This is a genomic window from Bradyrhizobium sp. UFLA01-814, assembly GCF_046718885.1.
GTDB lineage: Bacteria > Pseudomonadota > Alphaproteobacteria > Rhizobiales > Xanthobacteraceae > Bradyrhizobium > Bradyrhizobium elkanii.
In genome coordinates this window covers 18,928-36,179 of the sequence record NZ_JAQOSR010000089.1, presented here as the reverse complement: position 1 = coordinate 36,179, position 17,252 = coordinate 18,928, and the positions used below count along the sequence as shown (strand labels likewise).

Annotated in this window: 16 protein-coding genes; 10 read left to right on the top strand and 6 right to left on the bottom strand. The window is 64.5% G+C overall.

Features of this window, described 5'->3' with window-relative positions:
• Nucleotides 1-282 precede the first annotated feature (282 nt).
• The 5 genes from PMN64_RS25125 (at nucleotide 283) to PMN64_RS25105 (ending at nucleotide 4,158) form a co-directional block, all read left to right on the top strand.
• The gene (locus PMN64_RS25125) at nucleotides 283-909 is read left to right on the top strand and encodes an HAD family hydrolase (RefSeq protein ID WP_411782557.1); all 627 of its coding nucleotides are present in this window, start codon (nucleotides 283-285) and stop codon (nucleotides 907-909) included.
• A 26-nt stretch (nucleotides 910-935) separates the two neighbouring features.
• Complete coding sequence (gene glp, locus PMN64_RS25120; RefSeq protein WP_411782556.1) at nucleotides 936-2,150, top strand: gephyrin-like molybdotransferase Glp; 1,215 nt, start codon at nucleotides 936-938, stop codon at nucleotides 2,148-2,150.
• Nucleotides 2,151-2,394: 244 nt separating this feature from the next.
• Complete coding sequence (gene lexA, locus PMN64_RS25115; protein WP_016841600.1) at nucleotides 2,395-3,099, top strand: transcriptional repressor LexA; 705 nt, start codon at nucleotides 2,395-2,397, stop codon at nucleotides 3,097-3,099.
• A gap of 257 nt (nucleotides 3,100-3,356) precedes the next feature.
• A complete protein-coding gene (locus PMN64_RS25110) occupies nucleotides 3,357-3,785 on the top strand; it encodes a hypothetical protein (protein WP_411782555.1) in 429 nt (142 codons plus the stop codon).
• Between the two features lie 145 nt (nucleotides 3,786-3,930).
• On the top strand, nucleotides 3,931-4,158 hold the full coding sequence (locus tag PMN64_RS25105; RefSeq protein ID WP_028339676.1) for a hypothetical protein: 228 nt from the start codon (nucleotides 3,931-3,933) through the stop codon (nucleotides 4,156-4,158).
• Here PMN64_RS25105 and PMN64_RS25100 read toward each other — a convergent pair.
• On the bottom strand, nucleotides 4,155-6,440 hold the full coding sequence (locus tag PMN64_RS25100) for a ComEC/Rec2 family competence protein (protein WP_411782554.1): 2,286 nt from the start codon (nucleotides 6,438-6,440) through the stop codon (nucleotides 4,155-4,157). The genes PMN64_RS25105 and PMN64_RS25100 overlap by 4 nt on opposite strands.
• A 434-nt stretch (nucleotides 6,441-6,874) precedes the next feature.
• On the opposite strand from PMN64_RS25100, the gene PMN64_RS25095 reads away from it, so the two are divergent.
• A complete protein-coding gene (locus PMN64_RS25095) occupies nucleotides 6,875-8,203 on the top strand; it encodes an MFS transporter (protein ID WP_304495522.1) in 1,329 nt (442 codons plus the stop codon).
• Between the two features lie 334 nt (nucleotides 8,204-8,537).
• Here the strand turns inward: PMN64_RS25095 and PMN64_RS25090 are convergent, their stop codons facing one another.
• The gene (locus tag PMN64_RS25090) at nucleotides 8,538-8,900 is read right to left on the bottom strand and encodes an SPW repeat protein (protein WP_304495523.1); all 363 of its coding nucleotides are present in this window, start codon (nucleotides 8,898-8,900) and stop codon (nucleotides 8,538-8,540) included.
• 249 nt (nucleotides 8,901-9,149) lie between these two features.
• Here PMN64_RS25090 and PMN64_RS25085 point away from each other — a divergent pair, with 249 nt between their 5' ends.
• Together PMN64_RS25085 and glnA are read left to right on the top strand one after the other, a co-directional pair.
• Nucleotides 9,150-9,332 carry a hypothetical protein gene (locus tag PMN64_RS25085; protein WP_028339672.1) on the top strand — a complete coding sequence of 61 codons (183 nt, stop codon included), beginning with the start codon at nucleotides 9,150-9,152 and terminating at the stop codon, nucleotides 9,330-9,332.
• A gap of 114 nt (nucleotides 9,333-9,446) precedes the next feature.
• Nucleotides 9,447-10,877 carry a type I glutamate--ammonia ligase gene (glnA, locus tag PMN64_RS25080; RefSeq protein WP_304500315.1) on the top strand — a complete coding sequence of 477 codons (1,431 nt, stop codon included), beginning with the start codon at nucleotides 9,447-9,449 and terminating at the stop codon, nucleotides 10,875-10,877.
• On the opposite strand, the gene PMN64_RS25075 is transcribed toward glnA, so the two are convergent.
• Both PMN64_RS25075 and PMN64_RS25070 read right to left on the bottom strand, forming a co-directional pair.
• Nucleotides 10,874-11,260, bottom strand: a complete 387-nt coding sequence (locus PMN64_RS25075) for a YybH family protein (protein WP_411782553.1) — start codon at nucleotides 11,258-11,260, stop codon at nucleotides 10,874-10,876. The genes glnA and PMN64_RS25075 overlap by 4 nt on opposite strands.
• 45 nt (nucleotides 11,261-11,305) lie before the next feature.
• A complete protein-coding gene (locus PMN64_RS25070; protein WP_411782552.1) occupies nucleotides 11,306-12,985 on the bottom strand; it encodes a glutamine--tRNA ligase/YqeY domain fusion protein in 1,680 nt (559 codons plus the stop codon).
• 178 nt (nucleotides 12,986-13,163) lie between these two features.
• Here PMN64_RS25070 and gltX point away from each other — a divergent pair, with 178 nt between their 5' ends.
• Nucleotides 13,164-14,585: a glutamate--tRNA ligase gene (gene gltX / locus PMN64_RS25065; protein ID WP_411782551.1), complete on the top strand. Its 1,422-nt coding sequence runs from the start codon at nucleotides 13,164-13,166 to the stop codon at nucleotides 14,583-14,585.
• 160 nt (nucleotides 14,586-14,745) lie between these two features.
• On the top strand, nucleotides 14,746-16,047 hold the full coding sequence (gene gltA / locus PMN64_RS25060) for a citrate synthase (protein WP_028339667.1): 1,302 nt from the start codon (nucleotides 14,746-14,748) through the stop codon (nucleotides 16,045-16,047).
• A gap of 34 nt (nucleotides 16,048-16,081) precedes the next feature.
• Here gltA and PMN64_RS25055 read toward each other — a convergent pair whose 3' ends face one another.
• Nucleotides 16,082-16,450, bottom strand: coding sequence for an ArsR/SmtB family transcription factor (locus tag PMN64_RS25055; protein WP_246786912.1), 369 nt, complete (start codon nucleotides 16,448-16,450; stop codon nucleotides 16,082-16,084).
• Between the two features lie 92 nt (nucleotides 16,451-16,542).
• Nucleotides 16,543-17,202 carry an SRPBCC family protein gene (locus PMN64_RS25050; protein ID WP_411782550.1) on the bottom strand — a complete coding sequence of 220 codons (660 nt, stop codon included), beginning with the start codon at nucleotides 17,200-17,202 and terminating at the stop codon, nucleotides 16,543-16,545.
• Nucleotides 17,203-17,252 lie beyond the last annotated feature (50 nt).

Genomic DNA, 17,252 nt, shown 5'->3' with positions numbered 1-17,252 from the left:
CCATGGTCGTCGGCAGCGTCAGATGTGTATAAGAGACAGCCCTCATCCTGACAGACTTCCAAGACACAGGGACCCATTACCACGAATGGGAATTGTTGCGCGACGCTGGGGCCACAGCCTCCTCTCAACAACCCAACCCTGTGGTTATGGGTCCCGGCCTTCGCCGGGACGACGGTGGTGTGCGCGGGAACAGTCTCGCGATGAATGCAACGCCACGTACACCCGTCACTGAAATCGAGGACATTGCCGCCTGCCCGCAATTCTCGTACACGGTTTCATGCAATGACCTCGCAACTCTCTCCCGACTCCGTCGACGTGCTGCTATTCGATCTCGGCCGCGTCGTGCTCGACATCGACTTTGACAAGGTGATGGCGCACTGGGCGCAGCACGCCGGCTGTGCGCCCGCCGAGCTCGCCACCCGCTTTGTCGTCGACGACAGTTTCAAGCATCACGAGATCGGCCGGATCGACGACGCGGCGTTCTTCGAAAGCCTGCGCCGGACGCTCGGCATCGACATCACGGACGCCCAGTTCCTCGAAGGCTGGAATGCGATCTTCACCGGCGAGATGCCGGGCATCGCCCCGCTGCTCGCGGCGGCCGCCGAGCGGATGCCGCTCTACGCCTTCTCCAACACCAATCCGGCCCATGTCGCGCATTTCTCGGTCACCCATTCCGAGCTGCTCAGCCATTTCCGCAACGTGATCCTGTCCTCGAGCATCGGCTTCCGCAAACCCGACGCCGAGGCCTACGATCATGTGGTAAAAGCCATCGGCGTGCCGGCGTCGCGGATCCTGTTTTTCGACGACCTGGCCGCCAATATCGAAGGTGCGCGGGCGCGCGGCCTTCATGCTATCCACGTGACATCGACGGATGACGTGGCAAGGGCTTTGACCGCACTTGGTATTTGAACATTAGGAATTGAGGAGCTCTGAGCGTGGCCCTGATGCCGGTTGCCGATGCCCTGTCCGCCGTCCTCGCCGGCGCCGAACCGCTGCCGGAGGAGATGGTCGCGCTCGATGCCGCCTACCACCGCACCCTGGCGCACGACCTCGCCGCGCTGCGTACCCAGCCGCCGCAGCCGATGTCGGCGATGGACGGCTATGCGGTGCGCGCCGCCGATGCGGCTGACCTAAAGGCCCGGCTCAAGGTGATCGGCGAAGTGGCCGCCGGCCGGCCGTTCGAGCGGACGGTCGGCGCCGGCGAGGCGGTGCGGATCTTCACCGGCGGCGTGATCCCCAATGGCGCCGACGCGGTGATCATCCAGGAAGACACCGCCGTCGACGGCGGCGACCACATCACGATCACGGAGGCCGCCAGCGTCGGACGGCACATCCGCCCGGCCGGGGTCGACTTCCGTGCGGGCGAGGTGCTGCTCAGCGGCGGCAGCCGCCTGTCCGACCGCGCGCTGTCGCTGGCGGCCGCCATGAACTATCCGGAACTTGCGGTGCGCCGCCGCCCGAAGGTCGCGGTGCTGGCGACCGGCGACGAGCTGGTAATGCCGGGCTCGCAGCCCGGCCCCGGCCAGATCGTCTATTCCAACGGCTACGCGCTGCGGGCGCTGGCGCGCGCCGAGGGCGCCGAGACCATCGACCTCGGCGTTGCCGCCGACACGGTGGAGGCGACCACGGCCGGCATCCGCCGGGCGCGCGAGGCCGGCGCCGATGTCCTCATCACGACAGGCGGCGCCTCGGTCGGCGACCACGATCTCGTCAAGCGGTCGCTGGAAGCCGAGGGCGTCGACATGACGTTCTGGCGGATTGCGATGCGGCCCGGCAAGCCGATGATGCACGGCCGGCTCGGCGCGATGCGGGTGATCGGCCTGCCCGGCAATCCGGTGTCGTCCTATGTCTGCGCCTTCCTGTTCTTGGTGCCGTTGATTCGGGCGCTCAGCGGCCGGAAAGTGATTCATCATCGCCGCACGAGCGCCCTGCTCGGCCGCGACCTCGCCGCCAACGACCAGCGCGAGGACTATCTGCGTGCACGGCTCGAAGCGCGCGAGGACGGCACGCTGATCGCAACGCCGGTGACGCAGCAGGACTCGTCGCTGCTCGGGAATCTCGCTGCGGCACGGGCACTTCTCGTGCGTCCGCCGTTCGCGGCTGCGGCCGTCAAAGGCAGCGAATGCGAGATCCTGACACTGCCCGAATAAGGTTTTTCGCGCCCCGCCGATTGTGCGTTGCCTGATCCGTTCACCGGAAATTAAGTGGTTGCGGAACACATATCGAACATATAGTGTCCGTTCATGATTTGTTTCGAGTACTGGTGTCTACAATCGGGAAGCCGGGTGGAAGCAGGTGCATTGAGCACATGCTCCTGAGGTCAGGCCCCGCCTGCAGGCCCCACCAGAAGAGTCTCGGAATCGAACGACGCTATCAACCGGGGGAATACTCGAGATGCTCACGCGCAAACAGTACGAACTTCTGCGTTTCATCAATGAACGTCTGAAAGAGGCCGGCGTACCGCCCTCCTTCGACGAGATGAAGGATGCGCTCGACCTGCGCTCGAAGTCCGGTATCCACCGCCTGATCACTGCGCTGGAGGAGCGCGGCTTCATCCGCCGCCTGCCGAACCGCGCCCGCGCCATCGAGGTCATCAAGCTGCCCGAACTCTCGGCCGGCGGGGGCAACGGCCGCCGCGGCTTCACGCCCAGCGTCATCGAAGGCACCCTCGGCCGGCGCGCCAGCACGCCGCCGATCGCCGAGGACGACGGCAACCGTCCGGTCGCGGTCCCCGTGATGGGCCGGATCGCCGCCGGTACGCCGATCGAGGCGCTGCAGACCCGCAGCCACACCATCAGCGTGCCGCCCGACATGCTCGGCGCCGGCGAGCACTATGCGCTCGAAGTGCGCGGCGACTCGATGGTCGATGCCGGCATCCTCGACGGCGACATGGCGCTGATCCAGCGCAACGACGTCGCCAATACCGGCGACATCGTGGTGGCGCTGATCGACGAGGAGGAAGCCACCCTGAAGCGCTTCCGCCGCCGCGGCGCATCGATCGCGCTCGAGCCGGCCAACACCGCCTATGAAGTGCGCATCCTGCCGCCGAACCGGGTCCGCATCCAAGGCAAGCTGATCGGGCTTTATCGCAAATACTGAATTGCAAATACTTGCGGCGGCCGGGAACGAGCAACACGTCGGATCGTTCCTTGCATGATAGTGTAGCGTACGGCCTGCCCGATGCGCTCCGATACCTCTCGCGCAGCGTCGCGTGTTTGTGATCGGAGGCGGTCTCGGACCAGTCGTACAATCGCCCAGAAACGAGCAGAAGCTCGTTCGCTATCGTCCACTCTGGTAGAGGCCCTAATGCCTCAAGGAGAGGCACGGGTCGCTACCTCGAAATGAGGAGCCATCCGATGTGTGACTATAGTCTGCACGCCGTGGCATCGCGCCCCGCCATTGTCGGAGAGACGCTGATCACGACGACGTTCCGCGGCACGTCGACCCGCGGCTTTGCTTCGGAGAACGATCCCACTGTCGCGGTCTGCATGCTGCCGGGCACCGAGCTCGCTTTCGCCGAGAACGTTCGCTACGACAGCCGCTGGATCTGGACCAAGACGCTGAACTATCGCGTCGGCGTATTCAACGAAGTCGAGCCCGACGTGCCCGATCGGCATCATGACGCGGTCGAATTCCCCGACGGCAGCCATGTCCTGGTGACCCAGCTGGTCGAGGGACAGCGCGTCAGCGTGCTACAATTGCCGGCGCTGCATCCGCCGGTCGAGCACAAGCCGAAGGTCGTCGAGCGGCGGCCCTCCGCATTCGCAACGCTGTTTTTGGGTTGAGCGCATCGTCGCCGCGGAATGAGCTGTTCGGCGGCGGATGACCTAAGCAATTTCGGGCGACCCCGGACTTCCGCTTCCGGGGCGCAGGAGGAGGTTTGCGTCGGCCGGCGCCTTGGCGCATCATCGGGCACGGAGGACGTGTGCGGTGGTCGATAAGGTCACATGGCAAAAGGCTGGACGCGTCACGGAACCGGGCCGCTACATGTTCCGGTTCGGTTGGCTGACGGTGACGGCCGACGACCTGAAAGTCTGGGAGCAATTTCCCGAGGCTTCCTTTACCCTCGTCAAGAAGCCCGACGCCGGCCCCGATTCCGACGAATACCATCTCGGCCTGTTCGAGCTGCCGAGCGGCCCCTCACCGGACCACCGCTAATCATCGCCCTGCAGATCGGTCTCGGCCGGCGTCGCGTCCACGGCGGGCCGCGGCGCGGCGGCCGGCGCGCGCAGCGTCGTCTCGCTCTCGCCGTCGCCCGGAACCGCCGGCGACCACGGCCGGTCGATCCCGCCGGGCTTCACCGCATCGACGGCGTAACCGTCCCTGATCCGCCGTAGCACCAGCGCGCCGTGGCGGCGCAGCCGCTCGGCATCGATCACCGAGGCCGCGCAGCCCTGCGGCGCCGGCCGCGCGGTCACGATCAGGCCTGCGCGCTCGCAGTCGTCCGCCAGCGCCTCCGGCCGGGTCGCGAGCGCGACGAAGGCGCCGCCAGGTCCCTGGGCCACGCAGCCGCCGGCATCGCAGGAGACGCCCTCGCCGAGCGACGCATCGGTGGCGGTCCGCGCGTCGGCGTCCGCCGCCAACCACTCCTTGACCAGGAACGCATCCTTGGCGCTGTGCATCAAATGCAGCCGCCCGTCACCGCCGCGCACCGCGACGTTGCGGCCGTCACCGGAGACCAGCACGTCCGGCTGCGGCACCCTGAGCGCCCAGACCGACGCCATCACCAGCAGCACCGCACCCGACCAGCGCAGCGGCGTGCGCAGCAGCCCGAGCAGGATGATGCCGGCACTCGCTGCGATCAGCGGCCCGATCCCGAACGCCGCCATGCGGCCGACCGCGCCCGGGAGTGCGGCGACCCATTGCGTCACCAGGATCATCCAGTCGATGCCGAGTCCCATGATCGCCCAGAACACGCCGTCGAAGCCGAACGGCATGGCGAGGAGCCCCAGCAGGCCGGCCGGCATCACGACCGCCGACACAATAGGCATCGCCGCGAGGTTCGCGAGCAGCCCGTAGGGCGTCACGCGATGGAAATGGAACGCGGCGTAGGGCGTCGTCGCAAGCCCTGCCACCAGCGAGGCCAGCATCAGCATCGAGAGCTCACGCCCGCCCCACAGCGCAACCCGCGCGGTCGCCGAATGGTCGGGCGACGCGAATAGGTTCGGCAGCCCGATCTGCACCAGCGCCACCAGCCCGAGCGTCGCGGCGAACGACATCTGAAAACTCGGATGCACCAGCGCTTCCGGCGCGATCGCGAGCACGATCAGTGCCGCCACCGCCAGCGTGCGGAAGGTGATCGCGCGGCGGTCGACGATCACGGCGAGCAGCACCACGGCAGTCATGAAGAACGACCGTTGCGTCGCGACCTCCGCGCCCGACAGCAACAGATAGAAGGCCGCGGCGAGCAGCGCGGCCGCCGCGGCCCATTTCTTGATCGGATGCCCCGCCGTCAGCGCCGGAAACAGCGCGAGCAGCGCGCGCACCGCGAAGAACACGACGCCGGCGACCACGGCCATATGGTAGCCGGAGATCGACAGCACATGGCCGAGCCCCGAGATGAACATCGCATCATTGACCGGCGTCGAGATCGCGTCGCGCCGGCCGGTGAGCAGCGCGGTTGCGATCGCGCGCTGGTCGCCGTCGAGCGTGGTGCGGATACGCACGTCGATGGCGTCGCGCAGGCCTTGCATGAAGGCGGCGTAGCGCAGCGCAAAGCCGCCGGTCGCAGGCGGCTCCCTGGTCTTGACCGCGCCCATCACGAAGCCGGAGGCGCCGATGCCCTGGAAATACAGGTCACGTCCGAAATCATAGGAGCCCGGGCGCTGCGGCCCGAGCGGCGGCAACAGCCGCGCCTTCAACTCAACGAAGCTGCCGACATCGGGCGCGGTGCCCTTCTTCACCGAGAGCCGGACACGATCGAGCTTCGTCATGTCGCGCGGGCTCTCCATCGAAACCACGCGCAGCACGAAACGATCGGTCTTCTCGCGGATGTCGCGCGTCTCGACGAAGCCGGTCAGCGCCACCGAAAACATCGGCCGCGCCAGCACCGTGTGAGCAACGCGCGCCGTCTTCCAGGTCGCCGTCGCAAAGCCCGCGGCCACCGCGGCCAGCATCGCGATGACGGGAAATACGCTGCGCCGCCGCAGCAGCAGCGCCAGCAGGCAGAGCAGGATTGCGACGGTGGCCGCGACCGACAGCACCGGCTCGTGCTCGGCCGCAAAATAGAAGGCGATACCGGTGCCGAACGCCACCGGCACCCAGGGCAACAACCGGCCCGCCCCCGCTTCAGCGCGCGCCCATTGCCGCAATGTCTCGACGAAAGGCTTCCAGATGCCGACGCGCGCCGGGAGATAGCCGCCGACCGGCGCGGCCGCGCGCGGCGGCCACGTCCCCGCGTAGCCGCGTTTGCCGCCCGGCGTCGTGCCCTGCTCCGCCATTCCGCTTGCGATCCCTGCCGGGCGACAGGCTAGCGGATGGCCCCGTCACCCGACTAGCGGAACGGATGCAGAATACCGCCCCGGCAACGCCCGGGTAGCTGGATCGTCCTGCGCCTCGCCGACCTCGCGCCGGGCCACAGCTGCCGCCTGCGTCAAATCGATCGAGCCGAAAGTCTCATAAGATACCGATCCCGTTGGGATTAGACTGTCCTGATGCCTCCACTCCCAAAGAGACAGGGATGAGGCAGTGACGGCTCGCGGCACTTGAAGGCCGCTGGAGCTCCTCTCAGGTGGCCACAACTCCCCTGAGATCAGGCGTTGCGGACGAACTCGCAAAATCTCGCCTGTAACGCCGTGCACCACGCGCACTCCGCGAGCGGACAGATCGCTGAAAAAACGCGAGGCGTAGCGTTTGCATTTGAGAGGAGCAGCACATGGCAATTCAAGTACCGAGCGATTTTCGTCGCGTGATTGTGGCTGCGTCAGTGGGAAACATCATTGAATGGTACGACTTTTATATTTTTGGCAGCCTGGCCGCGGTTCTGTCGGTCAAGTTCTTTGAACAATCCCACCCCGTCGCAGCCCTGCTGAGCACGATCGCGCTGTTCACTGCGGGATTCCTGATCCGCCCGCTGGGGGCCTTCCTGTTCGGATGGATGGGCGATCGGGTCGGCCGCAAATATACATTCCTTGTTACCTTGAGCGGAATGGGCCTGGGAACGGGCGCGATCGGACTCATCCCAACCTATGAATCGATCGGCCTGACGGCCGCATTCGTTCTGTTCGGCTTGCGGATGATCCAGGGTCTCTGCCTGGGCGGCGAATATGGCGGCGCCATCACCTACGTCGCCGAGCATGTTCCGGATGACCACCGCGGCTACTACACGGGCTGGCTACAAACCTCGCCAACGCTCGGAATCGTGGTGTCGCTGGCCGTGATCGTTCTGACCCGAACCTGGGCCGGCAATCAGGCCTTTGACGAATGGGCGTGGCGCGTACCGTTCCTGGTTTCGTTCCTGCTGGTGGCCATCGCCATCTACATCCGCCTCCAGCTCCAGGAGACGCCGATTTTCCAGGAGATCAAGGCACGCGGACAGATGACCAGGAATCCCTGGCGGGAAGCTTTCCTCAGCTCCAACATCAAGTACATCTTGATCGCGATCGTCGTCCTGATTGGACAGGGCGTGGTCTGGTACAGTGGTCAATTCTGGGCACTGTACTTCCTGCAGCAGGTCTCCAAGGTCGATGCGGTTACCTCGGCCTACATCGTGGGAACCGCACTGTTGATCGCAACGCCGAGCCTGATCTTCTTCGGTTGGCTGTCGGATCAGATCGGCCGCAAATCCGTGATCCTCGGAGGCATGCTGCTTGCCGCGATCACCTACTATCCGCTGTATCTGTGGCTCGGCACGGTCACGCAGCCGGGACACATCAACTATCCGGTCGCCGTCTTCATCATCTTCATCCTCGTCTGCTACGTCGGGATGGTGTACGGGCCGGTCGGCGCGTTTCTGGCGGAGTTTTTCCCGGCCAGGATCAGGTACACCTCGGTCTCGGTGCCGTATCATATCGGCAATGGTTGGGGCGGCGGATTGGTGCCGTTCATCACATCAGCCGCCTTCGCGGCCACCGGCAGCATCGGCTACGCGCTGATCTACCCGATTGTCGTTCCCGCGGTGTGCTTCGTGATCGCGGTTTTCATCATGCCCGAGACACGCAAGACCAGAATCTGGGAGCAGATCGAGGCGAAAGCCGCATCGTGACGGAGTCACCTTGCTGACGGGCGACTGGAGCCCCGTTCCGATGGGATCGGAACGGGGCTCCAGAATCTTGTTTTGACGCGTTTTCTTTACGCGAACCGGCATCCACTTCGCTCGAAAACGCTCTCACCCTGCAGCAGCAGCCGTGGCCGCCTTCCAGCGCGTGCGGGACGACGCTTCTGGTTCGTCCCGTACTCTCCACTCGGGCATGATGTCTTCGTCGAACCTGCATCCGCGTTACGCCGATGCGGCACGGAGGGGATCCGGCGCTGCGCAGTTCCAACCTCTCCGGCCGCCTTGGGTTGGCGGTCAGGCCAACGTCTCAATCAGCTGCCTCTCAGCCCGCTCGGTGATGCCAGCGATCGTGCCACCAGGTGGCGAAATCACGATCCATCGTCAGCTCCCAGCAAGCAAGCACGATCACCACGACGCCGGCGAGCACGCTGCTCGTCGTGACCGATCCCTGCTGGTAGTTGAACGTCCAGGGTGCCACCACCAGAGCCAACCCCATCAGCATCTCGCCCCATTCCTCCAGATAGGACGGAATGATGAATGCCTCCAGGGCGAACAGCACGACGCCCAATCCGAGCGCGATGGAGATCCAGAGAGCTGCCCCGGAAAAGCCCAGTGCAAACGGCGATGCGACCAGCCAGGCGCCTACCAACAGGCTGGCAGCATCCTGCCAGTGTTGAATGCGCATGATCCTCACCTCCTTCTTCCGAAGACATGGTGCGGCGCGGACAAAAAAGCATCTGTCCGACCTGCGATGTGTTGCCGCTGCTGATCCGCGAGCCGACGACCATGCTGCGGTCCGGGCGCCCGGAAAGCGCTCTTGCAATCGCGCCGCAGCAAGATGCACACTGTGGGCGCTTGACCAGGTGTCAACGTCTGCGGTTCGCGGCCCGACCGGTATTTGCGGTTGCGCTCAGGACGAGAGGAGTATGACGCCATGCGAGAAATCGAAATCCACAACTATGCGCGGCAGTTGCTCGAGGCACATGGCGCCAAGGCCATTGCGGAAGCTGCCCAAAACGCCATCGAGCTTGAAGCAAAAGGCGAGGCCGAGCTGGCCAGAACCTGGCGCCATATCGAAGACGCCATGAAGCTGATGCGCGGTCCGCACCAAAGCTGAGGCTGCCAGCTCGCAGCGCAGAACGTGGAGCAGGATCTTCCTCAAGCCGCCTCGCAGGGGCTGAACGGCAGCACAATCTCAACGACGCGGCTCTCCAATAACAGGAGTGAAGCCATGTTTCCGACATGCGCAACAGCCGAAGATCTCGTGAAGGCAATCAAGGACGAGAAAGTGCAGATGATCGATCTGCGCTTCACCGACCTGCCGGGGGTATGGCAACATTTTTCCGTCCCGCCGAGCGCGGCGAGCGCAGACGCCCTCAGCGAAGGGATTGGATTCGACGGCTCATCGATCCGCGGCTTTCAGGAAATCCAGGAAAGCGACATGCTGGTCGTCCCGGACCCGACCACGGCTTTCCTCGACCCGTATTCCCCTTCATCCACCCTGGTATTGATCTGCAACATCCGCGACCCCGTGACCGGTCAATCCTATAGCCGCGATGCCCGCTACATCGCCCAAAAAGCTGAAACCCACCTGAAGGCCACGGGCCACGCCGATACCAGCTACTTCGGTCCAGAGGCCGAGTTCTTCGTGTTCGACAGCGTGCGCTACGGACAGGGCATCAACTACGCTTTCCACGACATCGATTCCGGTGAAGGCAGCTGGAACACGGGCACAAACGAAGCGCCCAACCTGGGACACAAGCCACGCCCGAAAGAGGGATACTTTCCAGTGCCCCCGACGGACAGCATGCAGGCGCTCCGTACCGAAATGGTGTTGACCATGGAACAGCTGGGCATCCAGATCGAAGCCCATCACCATGAAGTCGCGACCGGTGGGCAGAACGAAATCGACATGCGCTTCACCACGCTCACGCGCATGGCGGACAATCTGATGATCTACAAATACGTGGTGAAGAACACCGCCCGCCAGAACGGCATGACCGCAACGTTCATGCCGAAACCGCTGTTCGAGGACAACGCTTCCGGAATGCACGTTCATCAGTCGTTGTGGAAGGGCGAGACCAATCTGTTCTACGACAGGGGCGACTATGCCGAACTGAGCCAGCTCGCCCGCCACTATATCGGCGGCCTGTTGACCCATGCCTGGGCATTGTGCGGGCTTTGCGCCCCGACCACGAACTCCTATCGGCGTCTGGTGCCGGGCTATGAGGCTCCGATCAACCTGGTCTATTCCCAGCGCAACCGTTCAGCCTGCTGCCGCATTCCGATGTATTCGCCGAACCCGAAGGCCAAGCGTGTCGAATTTCGTTCGCCGGATCCCTCCTGCAATCCCTATCTGGCTTTCGCCGCGATGCTGATGGCCGGCCTCGACGGAATTCGCAACAAGATCGACCCGGGCAGCCCGATCGACAAGAACCTCTACGACCTGCCGCCCGCCGAGGCGAAGGAGGTGAAGTCGACGCCGGGGTCGCTGGATCAGGCGCTGGACGCGCTCGAACGCGATCACGCATTCCTGCTGCGCAACGATGTCTTCACCGCCGACGTGATCGAAACATGGCTCGACTACAAGCGGAAGAAGGAGGTCGATCCCATCAGATTGCGACCTCATCCCTACGAGTTCCATTTGTACTACGACATCTAGATCAGCGGCGTCTGCGACGAGACGTGGTGGCAGACGATCCTCCAGTCGTCGTCCTCGCGCGCGATCACCCAGGTGATCTTGACTGCGAGCGAGGGCGCATCGCCGTCGAGGAAGAATGACGCGATGCCCGCCATGTTGACGAGCTCGGCATTGACCCGTTCTGCCCTGACATCGCTGAACTGAACCCGCGGCGCGCGCCAGCGCGGCAGACCGTCAAAATAGGCTTTGACGCCGTCGCGGCCGCGATACAGCGTCGGGTTCGAGCCGAAGAAGAACGCGCTCCTCGAATAGAGCGCGCATAACGCATCCGCATCGAGCCTGCTGAAACCCGCCGACCATCTGGCGATAATGGCGGAGGCGATCTCGTCGGATTCATCAGGCATCGATCCCCCCGTCTGCTTGTCCGCGCGGGACGCACTTCCTCTCGGCTAGCCCTTGCCGCCGACTTCCTTGGCGAAGGTGTCGCGCAGGCCGATGGTGCGGTTGAACACCAGCCGGTCCGGCGTCGAATCCGCATCGCGCACGAAATAGCCCTGCCGCTCGAACTGCATCGGGTCGGGCGAATTGCTCTCGGCGATCGCCGGCTCGACGCGCGCATCCTTCAGCACTTCGAGCGACTGCGGATTGAGGTCGGCCGCGAAATCGGCCGCGTTCGGGCTCGGATTGGCGAACAGCTGGTTGTAGATGCGGATCTCCGCCGGCTTCGACTGCGCCGCCGGCAACCAGTGCATCGTCGCCTTGACCTTGCGGCCGTCGGGCGCGTTGCCGCCCTTGGTTAAGGGATCGTAGGTCGCGCGGAGTTCGACGATCTCGCCGGCGTCGTTCTTCACCACGCCGGTGCACTTGATGAAGTAGGCATAGCGCAGCCGCACCTCATTGCCGGGCGAGAGGCGGTAGAACTTCTTCGGCGGATTCTCCATGAAGTCGTCGCGCTCGATATAGAGCTCGCGGCCGAACGCGATCTTGCGGGTGCCGGCTTCCGGATTGTCGGGATGGTTGATCGCCTCGATCTCCTCGACCTGCCCTTCCGGATAGTTCTCGATCACCACCTTGAGCGGCCGCAGCACCGCCATCCGGCGCAGCGCCGTGCGGTTCAGCTCCTCGCGGATGCAGAATTCGAGCATGCCGACATCGACCACGCTGTTGGCCTTGGCGACGCCGATGCGCTTGATGAATTCGCGCACCGCCGCCGGCGGCACGCCGCGCCGCTTCAAGCCGGCAATGGTTGGCATGCGCGGATCGTCCCAGCCCGAGACGTGGCCGTCGCGGACGAGCTGGGTCAGCACGCGCTTGGACAGCAGCGTGTAGGTCAGGTTCAGCCGTGCCATTTCGTACTGGCGCGGCTTCGAGGGCACCGGCAGCTTGTCGAGCAGCCACTCATAGAGCGGGCGGTGATCCTCGAACTCCAGCGTACAGATCGAATGGGTGATGCCCTCGATCGCGTCCGACTGGCCGTGCGCGTAGTCGTAGCTCGGATAGATCGACCACTTGTCGCCGGTGCGCGGATGGTGGGCGTGCAGGATACGGTACAGCACGGGGTCGCGCAGGTTGATGTTGCCGGCGGCCATGTCGATCTTGGCGCGCAGCACGCGGGCGCCATTCGAGAACTCTCCGGCCTTCATGCGGCGGAACAGGTCGAGGTTCTCCTCGACCGGGCGGTCGCGGAACGGCGAGTTCTTGCCGGGCTCGGTCAGCGTGCCGCGGGAAGTGCGGATCTCCTCCTGCGACTGATCGTCGACATAGGCATAGCCGGCCTTGATCAGGCCCTCGGCCCAATCGTACAGGCGCTCGAAATAGTCCGACGCAAAGAACAGGTTGGCTCCCCAGTCGTAGCCGAGCCAATGGACGTCGGCCTGGATGGAGTCGATGTATTCCTGCTCCTCCTTGGTCGGATTGGTGTCGTCGAAGCGCAAATTGCACTGGCCGCCGAACTCCTGCGCGATGCCGAAATTCAGGGCGATCGACTTGGCGTGGCCGATATGCAGGTAGCCATTCGGCTCCGGCGGGAAACGGGTCACGATCCGGTTGTGCTTGTGGGAGGAGAGATCGGCCTGGACGATGTCGCGGATGAAGTCGCGCCCTGCCTCTGCCGTCGTGTCAGTCGTCATCAAAGGGTTCCCTGGAGGAGTCGGCTCAACCTTCTGCCAAATTCGCGCCGTCCGGCCAAGTCTGGTCTCAAGCCCTGGTTTCAAGTCTGGTTTGGCGGGCAAAAGGTCAACCGGGGCTTTAGTTATGTCCGGTTCCTGTTATACACCACGGCCGTTCCCGCATACGTCTCGCTCGATCATGACCAAACCCGTCGTTACCCGCTTCGCCCCCTCACCGACCGGCTTCCTCCACATCGGAGGTGCCCGTACCGCGCTGTTCAACTGGCTCTATGCCAGGAAGCTCGGCGGCAAGATGCTGCTCCGGATCGAGGACACCGACCGTGAACGCTCGACCAAGGAGGCGATCGACGCCATCCTGGACGGCCTGAAGTGGCTCGAGCTCGATTGGGACGGCGAGGTCATCTACCAGTTCAGCCGCGCCGCCCGCCATCGCGAGGTCGCCGAAAGCCTGCTCGCCGCCGGGCGCGCCTATTACTGCTATGCCTCGCCGGAAGAGCTCACCGCGATGCGCGAGAAGGCGCGCGCCGAGGGCCGCACCCGCCTCTATGACGGCATGTGGCGTGACCGCGATCCGGCCACCGCGCCCGCTGGCATCAAGCCGACCATCCGCCTCAAGGCGCCGCAGACCGGCGAAACCGTGATCGAGGACCAGGTGCAGGGCCGGGTGGTCTGGCAGAACGAGAACCTCGACGACCTCGTCCTGCTCCGCGGCGACGGCACCCCGACCTACATGCTCGCGGTCGTGGTCGACGACCACGATATGGGCGTCACTCACATCATCCGTGGCGACGACCACCTGATCAACGCCGCGCGTCAGAAGCAGATCTACGACGCGCTGGAGTGGGAACTGCCGAGCATGTCCCACATTCCGCTGATCCACGGTCCCGACGGCTCGAAACTGTCGAAGCGCCATGGCGCGCTCGGCGTCGATGCCTACCGCGCGCTCGGCTACCTGCCGGCCGCCTTGCGCAACTACCTCGTCCGGCTCGGCTGGAGCCATGGAGACCAGGAGATCTTCTCGACCCAGGAGATGATCGACGCGTTCGACCTCTCGGGCATCGGCCGGTCTGCGGCGCGGTTCGATTTCGCCAAGCTGGAGAACCTCAACGGTCACTATATCCGGCAGAGCGACGATCAATCCCTCGTGACCCAGTTCGAGAGCGTGCTGGATTATGTTCCCGAGGGCGCCGCGCTGAAGGCCAAGCTCAACGACACCACCCGTGCGCAATTGCTGCGGGCGATGCCGAGCCTGAAGGAGCGCGCCAAGACGCTGATCGAGCTGATCGCGGGCGCCTACTTCATCTTCGCCGATCGTCCGCTCTCGCTCGATCCGAAAGCGGCGGCGCTGCTGACGCCGGAAACGCGCGCGTTGATCGGCCGCCTGCGCACCGCGCTGGAAGCCGTCAACGACTGGACGGAGGAAACCACCGAGACCGCGATGCGGAATTTCGCCGAGCAGAACAACCTGAAACTCGGCGCCGTCGCCCAGCCGCTGCGGGTGGCGCTGACGGGACGTACAACGTCGCCGGGCATATTCGACGTGCTGGCCGTGCTGGGACGCCAGGAGTGCCTTGCCCGCCTCGCCGATCAGGCGGCGTGATCCTGCATGGACCCCCTCCAGGGTCCATCTTGCAGCGCACATGGCAATGAGCTACCCAATCCCGGACGCTTTCTCCACAAGCCGTTCCGCCCCGCCATGGGCCGCAATTTAGCGACTGGGCAAGGTCGGTTTTCGCAACGAATTCATCGGGGATATCACGATGGACGCAAAATCCAGCAAGACAGCCACACTCACCATCGGCAACAAGAACTACGATTTCCCGATCCTGAGCGGCACGGTTGGGCCTGATGTCATCGACATCGCCAAGCTCTACGGCCAGGCCGGGGTGTTCACCTACGACCCCGGCTTCACCTCGACCGGCAGTTGCCAGTCGAAGATCACGTACATCGACGGCGACGCCGGCGTGCTCGAATACCGCGGCTATCCGATCGAGCAGCTCGCCGAGCACGGCGACTTCCTCGAGACCTGCTACCTGCTGCTGTACGGGGATCTTCCGACTCCGGCGCAGAAGAAGGACTTCGACCATCGCGTGATCCATCACACGATGGTGCATGAGCAGATGGCGCGGTTCTTCCAGGGCTTCCGCCGCGACGCTCATCCGATGGCGATCATGGTCGCCGCCGTCGGCGCGTTGGCCGCGTTCTATCACGACTCTACCGACATCAACGATCCGCGTCAGCGCATGATCGCCTCGATGCGAATGATCGCGAAGGTGCCGACGCTGGCGGCGATGGCCTACAAGTACACGGTCGGCCAGCCCTTCGTGTATCCGAAGAACTCGCTCTCGTTTGCCGAGAACTTCCTCAACATGTGCTTCGCGGTGCCCTGCGAGGACTACAAGATCAATCCGGTGCTCGCCGACGCGCTCGACAAGATCTTCATCCTGCACGCCGACCACGAGCAGAACGCCTCGACCTCGACGGTGCGCATTGCCGGCTCCTCGGGCGCCAACCCGTTTGCCTGCATCGCGGCCGGCATCGCCTGCCTGTGGGGCCCGGCGCATGGCGGCGCCAACGAGGCCGCGCTCAACATGCTCTACGGCATCGGCAAGGTCGAAAACATTCCGGACTTCATCGCCAAGGTGAAGGACAAGAACAGCGAAGTTCGCCTGATGGGCTTCGGCCACCGCGTCTACAAGAACTACGATCCGCGCGCCAAGATCATGCAGAAGATGTGTCACGCGGTGCTGAAGGAGACCGGCCACGGCGACGATCCGATGCTCAAGGTCGCGATGGAGCTGGAGAAGATCGCGCTCAGCGATCCCTACTTCATCGATCGCAAGCTCTACCCGAACGTCGACTTCTATTCGGGCATCACGCTGAAGGCGATGGGCTTCCCGGTCTCGATGTTCACCGTGTTGTTCGCGGTCGCCCGCACCGTCGGCTGGATCAGCCAGTGGAGCGAGATGATCGAGGATCCGCAGCAGAAGATCGGCCGTCCGCGCCAGCTCTATACCGGCGTCGCGCGCCGCGACTATGTGCAGATCGACAAGCGCAAGTAAGCTGCATCGCTGAAGAGAATCCGGGACGGCGCCATCATTCCTGATGGCGCCGTTTTCGTTTGCCCCGCGCGACTTCGGTCGCGATCGCGTCAAGGCGCGGCAGCCAGAACGCCCGGAACCGGTCGAGCCAGTCGTCGACCTCGCGCAGCCGCGCCGGCTCGACCGCGTAGATGCGGCGGGTGCCCTCGGCGCGCACCGACGCGAAACCGGCGTCGCGCAAGATCCGCAATTGCTGCGAGACCGCCGACTGGGTGATGCCGAACTCGCGCTGCACGACCGCAACGACGTCGCCCGAACTGTGCTCGCCGGTCGCCAATAGTTCCAGGATGCGCCGGCGGACGGGATCGCCGAGGATGTCGAAGGCGTGCAAGGTCGCTAAAGCGCGATGAGATTGCATCGTCATCCCGCTTTGCTCTTTGTTTGAGCATGATCTCCGCGCAAACGCTTCGCGTTTGTCGCGAGGGAAAACCGCTTCACACTTTTCCGGATCATGCTCTAGCCTCCGCTCCCCGGCTCCGGCTCGCCGCAATAGGCCGCCGTGGTATTTGCGGCTGATCTGCGCGCCGCTGCCTCCTCGGTGCCCGCCGCGATCGAGGCCCGGCACCAGTCCTCGCTGGCGCGGCGGATGAATTCCTTGCCGTCGTCGGTGGCTGGCCACGCCGACGCGGCGGTGCGGTCGAATTTCTCGCCGGGCGGCATGGCCAGATAGAGCGCGAGCCCGAGCAGCGCGAGATCCCAGCCGACGCCGACCGCACCGGCCCCGTAGCGGTCCCAGAAGTCGCCCTCGATCACCGAGAGATGTTCCAATTCCAGGCGCGTGGCATCCGGGCCATTCTCAGCCAGCGTGACGGTAACCCAGCTGACCGTACCCATGGACTCCCACGTGACGGCAAGCCGGCGCGGCGGCTCACACGTCGTGACCTCGCCGCCCGCGTGGCCCTGGAACTGATAGCGGCCGCCAAGCCTCAGGTCGCCCGAGATCGGCAGGAACCAGCGCGGAATGCGTTCGGGGTTGGTCAGCACATCCCAGAGATCGGCGATGTCGGTGTCGTAGCTGCGGCTCGCGATCACCGCCCGCGCCGGCTTGCCGTCGCGTTCCCGGAAAGCGACGTCGCGAATGACGGCTCCGACATAGGCGACCGGGTCGATCTTCATGGCTGGCTCCGTACTAATATTAGATATTGCTAATATTAGTACGGTCTAAA

Bases quoted from the DNA above. Each gene is read 5' to 3' on its own strand.
- PMN64_RS25125 (WP_411782557.1), top strand. From the start codon at position 283: ATGACCTCGCAACTCTCTCCCGACTCCGTCGACGTGCTGCTATTCGAT.
- lexA (WP_016841600.1), top strand. From the start codon at position 2,395: ATGCTCACGCGCAAACAGTACGAACTTCTGCGTTTCATCAATGAACGT.
- PMN64_RS25110 (WP_411782555.1), top strand. From the start codon at position 3,357: ATGTGTGACTATAGTCTGCACGCCGTGGCATCGCGCCCCGCCATTGTC.
- PMN64_RS25100 (WP_411782554.1), bottom strand. From the start codon at position 6,440: ATGGCGGAGCAGGGCACGACGCCGGGCGGCAAACGCGGCTACGCGGGG.
- PMN64_RS25095 (WP_304495522.1), top strand. From the start codon at position 6,875: ATGGCAATTCAAGTACCGAGCGATTTTCGTCGCGTGATTGTGGCTGCG.
- PMN64_RS25090 (WP_304495523.1), bottom strand. From the start codon at position 8,900: ATGCGCATTCAACACTGGCAGGATGCTGCCAGCCTGTTGGTAGGCGCC.
- PMN64_RS25085 (WP_028339672.1), top strand. From the start codon at position 9,150: ATGCGAGAAATCGAAATCCACAACTATGCGCGGCAGTTGCTCGAGGCA.
- glnA (WP_304500315.1), top strand. From the start codon at position 9,447: ATGTTTCCGACATGCGCAACAGCCGAAGATCTCGTGAAGGCAATCAAG.
- PMN64_RS25075 (WP_411782553.1), bottom strand. From the start codon at position 11,260: ATGCCTGATGAATCCGACGAGATCGCCTCCGCCATTATCGCCAGATGG.
- PMN64_RS25070 (WP_411782552.1), bottom strand. From the start codon at position 12,985: ATGACGACTGACACGACGGCAGAGGCAGGGCGCGACTTCATCCGCGAC.
- gltX (WP_411782551.1), top strand. From the start codon at position 13,164: ATGACCAAACCCGTCGTTACCCGCTTCGCCCCCTCACCGACCGGCTTC.
- gltA (WP_028339667.1), top strand. From the start codon at position 14,746: ATGGACGCAAAATCCAGCAAGACAGCCACACTCACCATCGGCAACAAG.
- PMN64_RS25055 (WP_246786912.1), bottom strand. From the start codon at position 16,450: ATGACGATGCAATCTCATCGCGCTTTAGCGACCTTGCACGCCTTCGAC.
- PMN64_RS25050 (WP_411782550.1), bottom strand. From the start codon at position 17,202: ATGAAGATCGACCCGGTCGCCTATGTCGGAGCCGTCATTCGCGACGTC.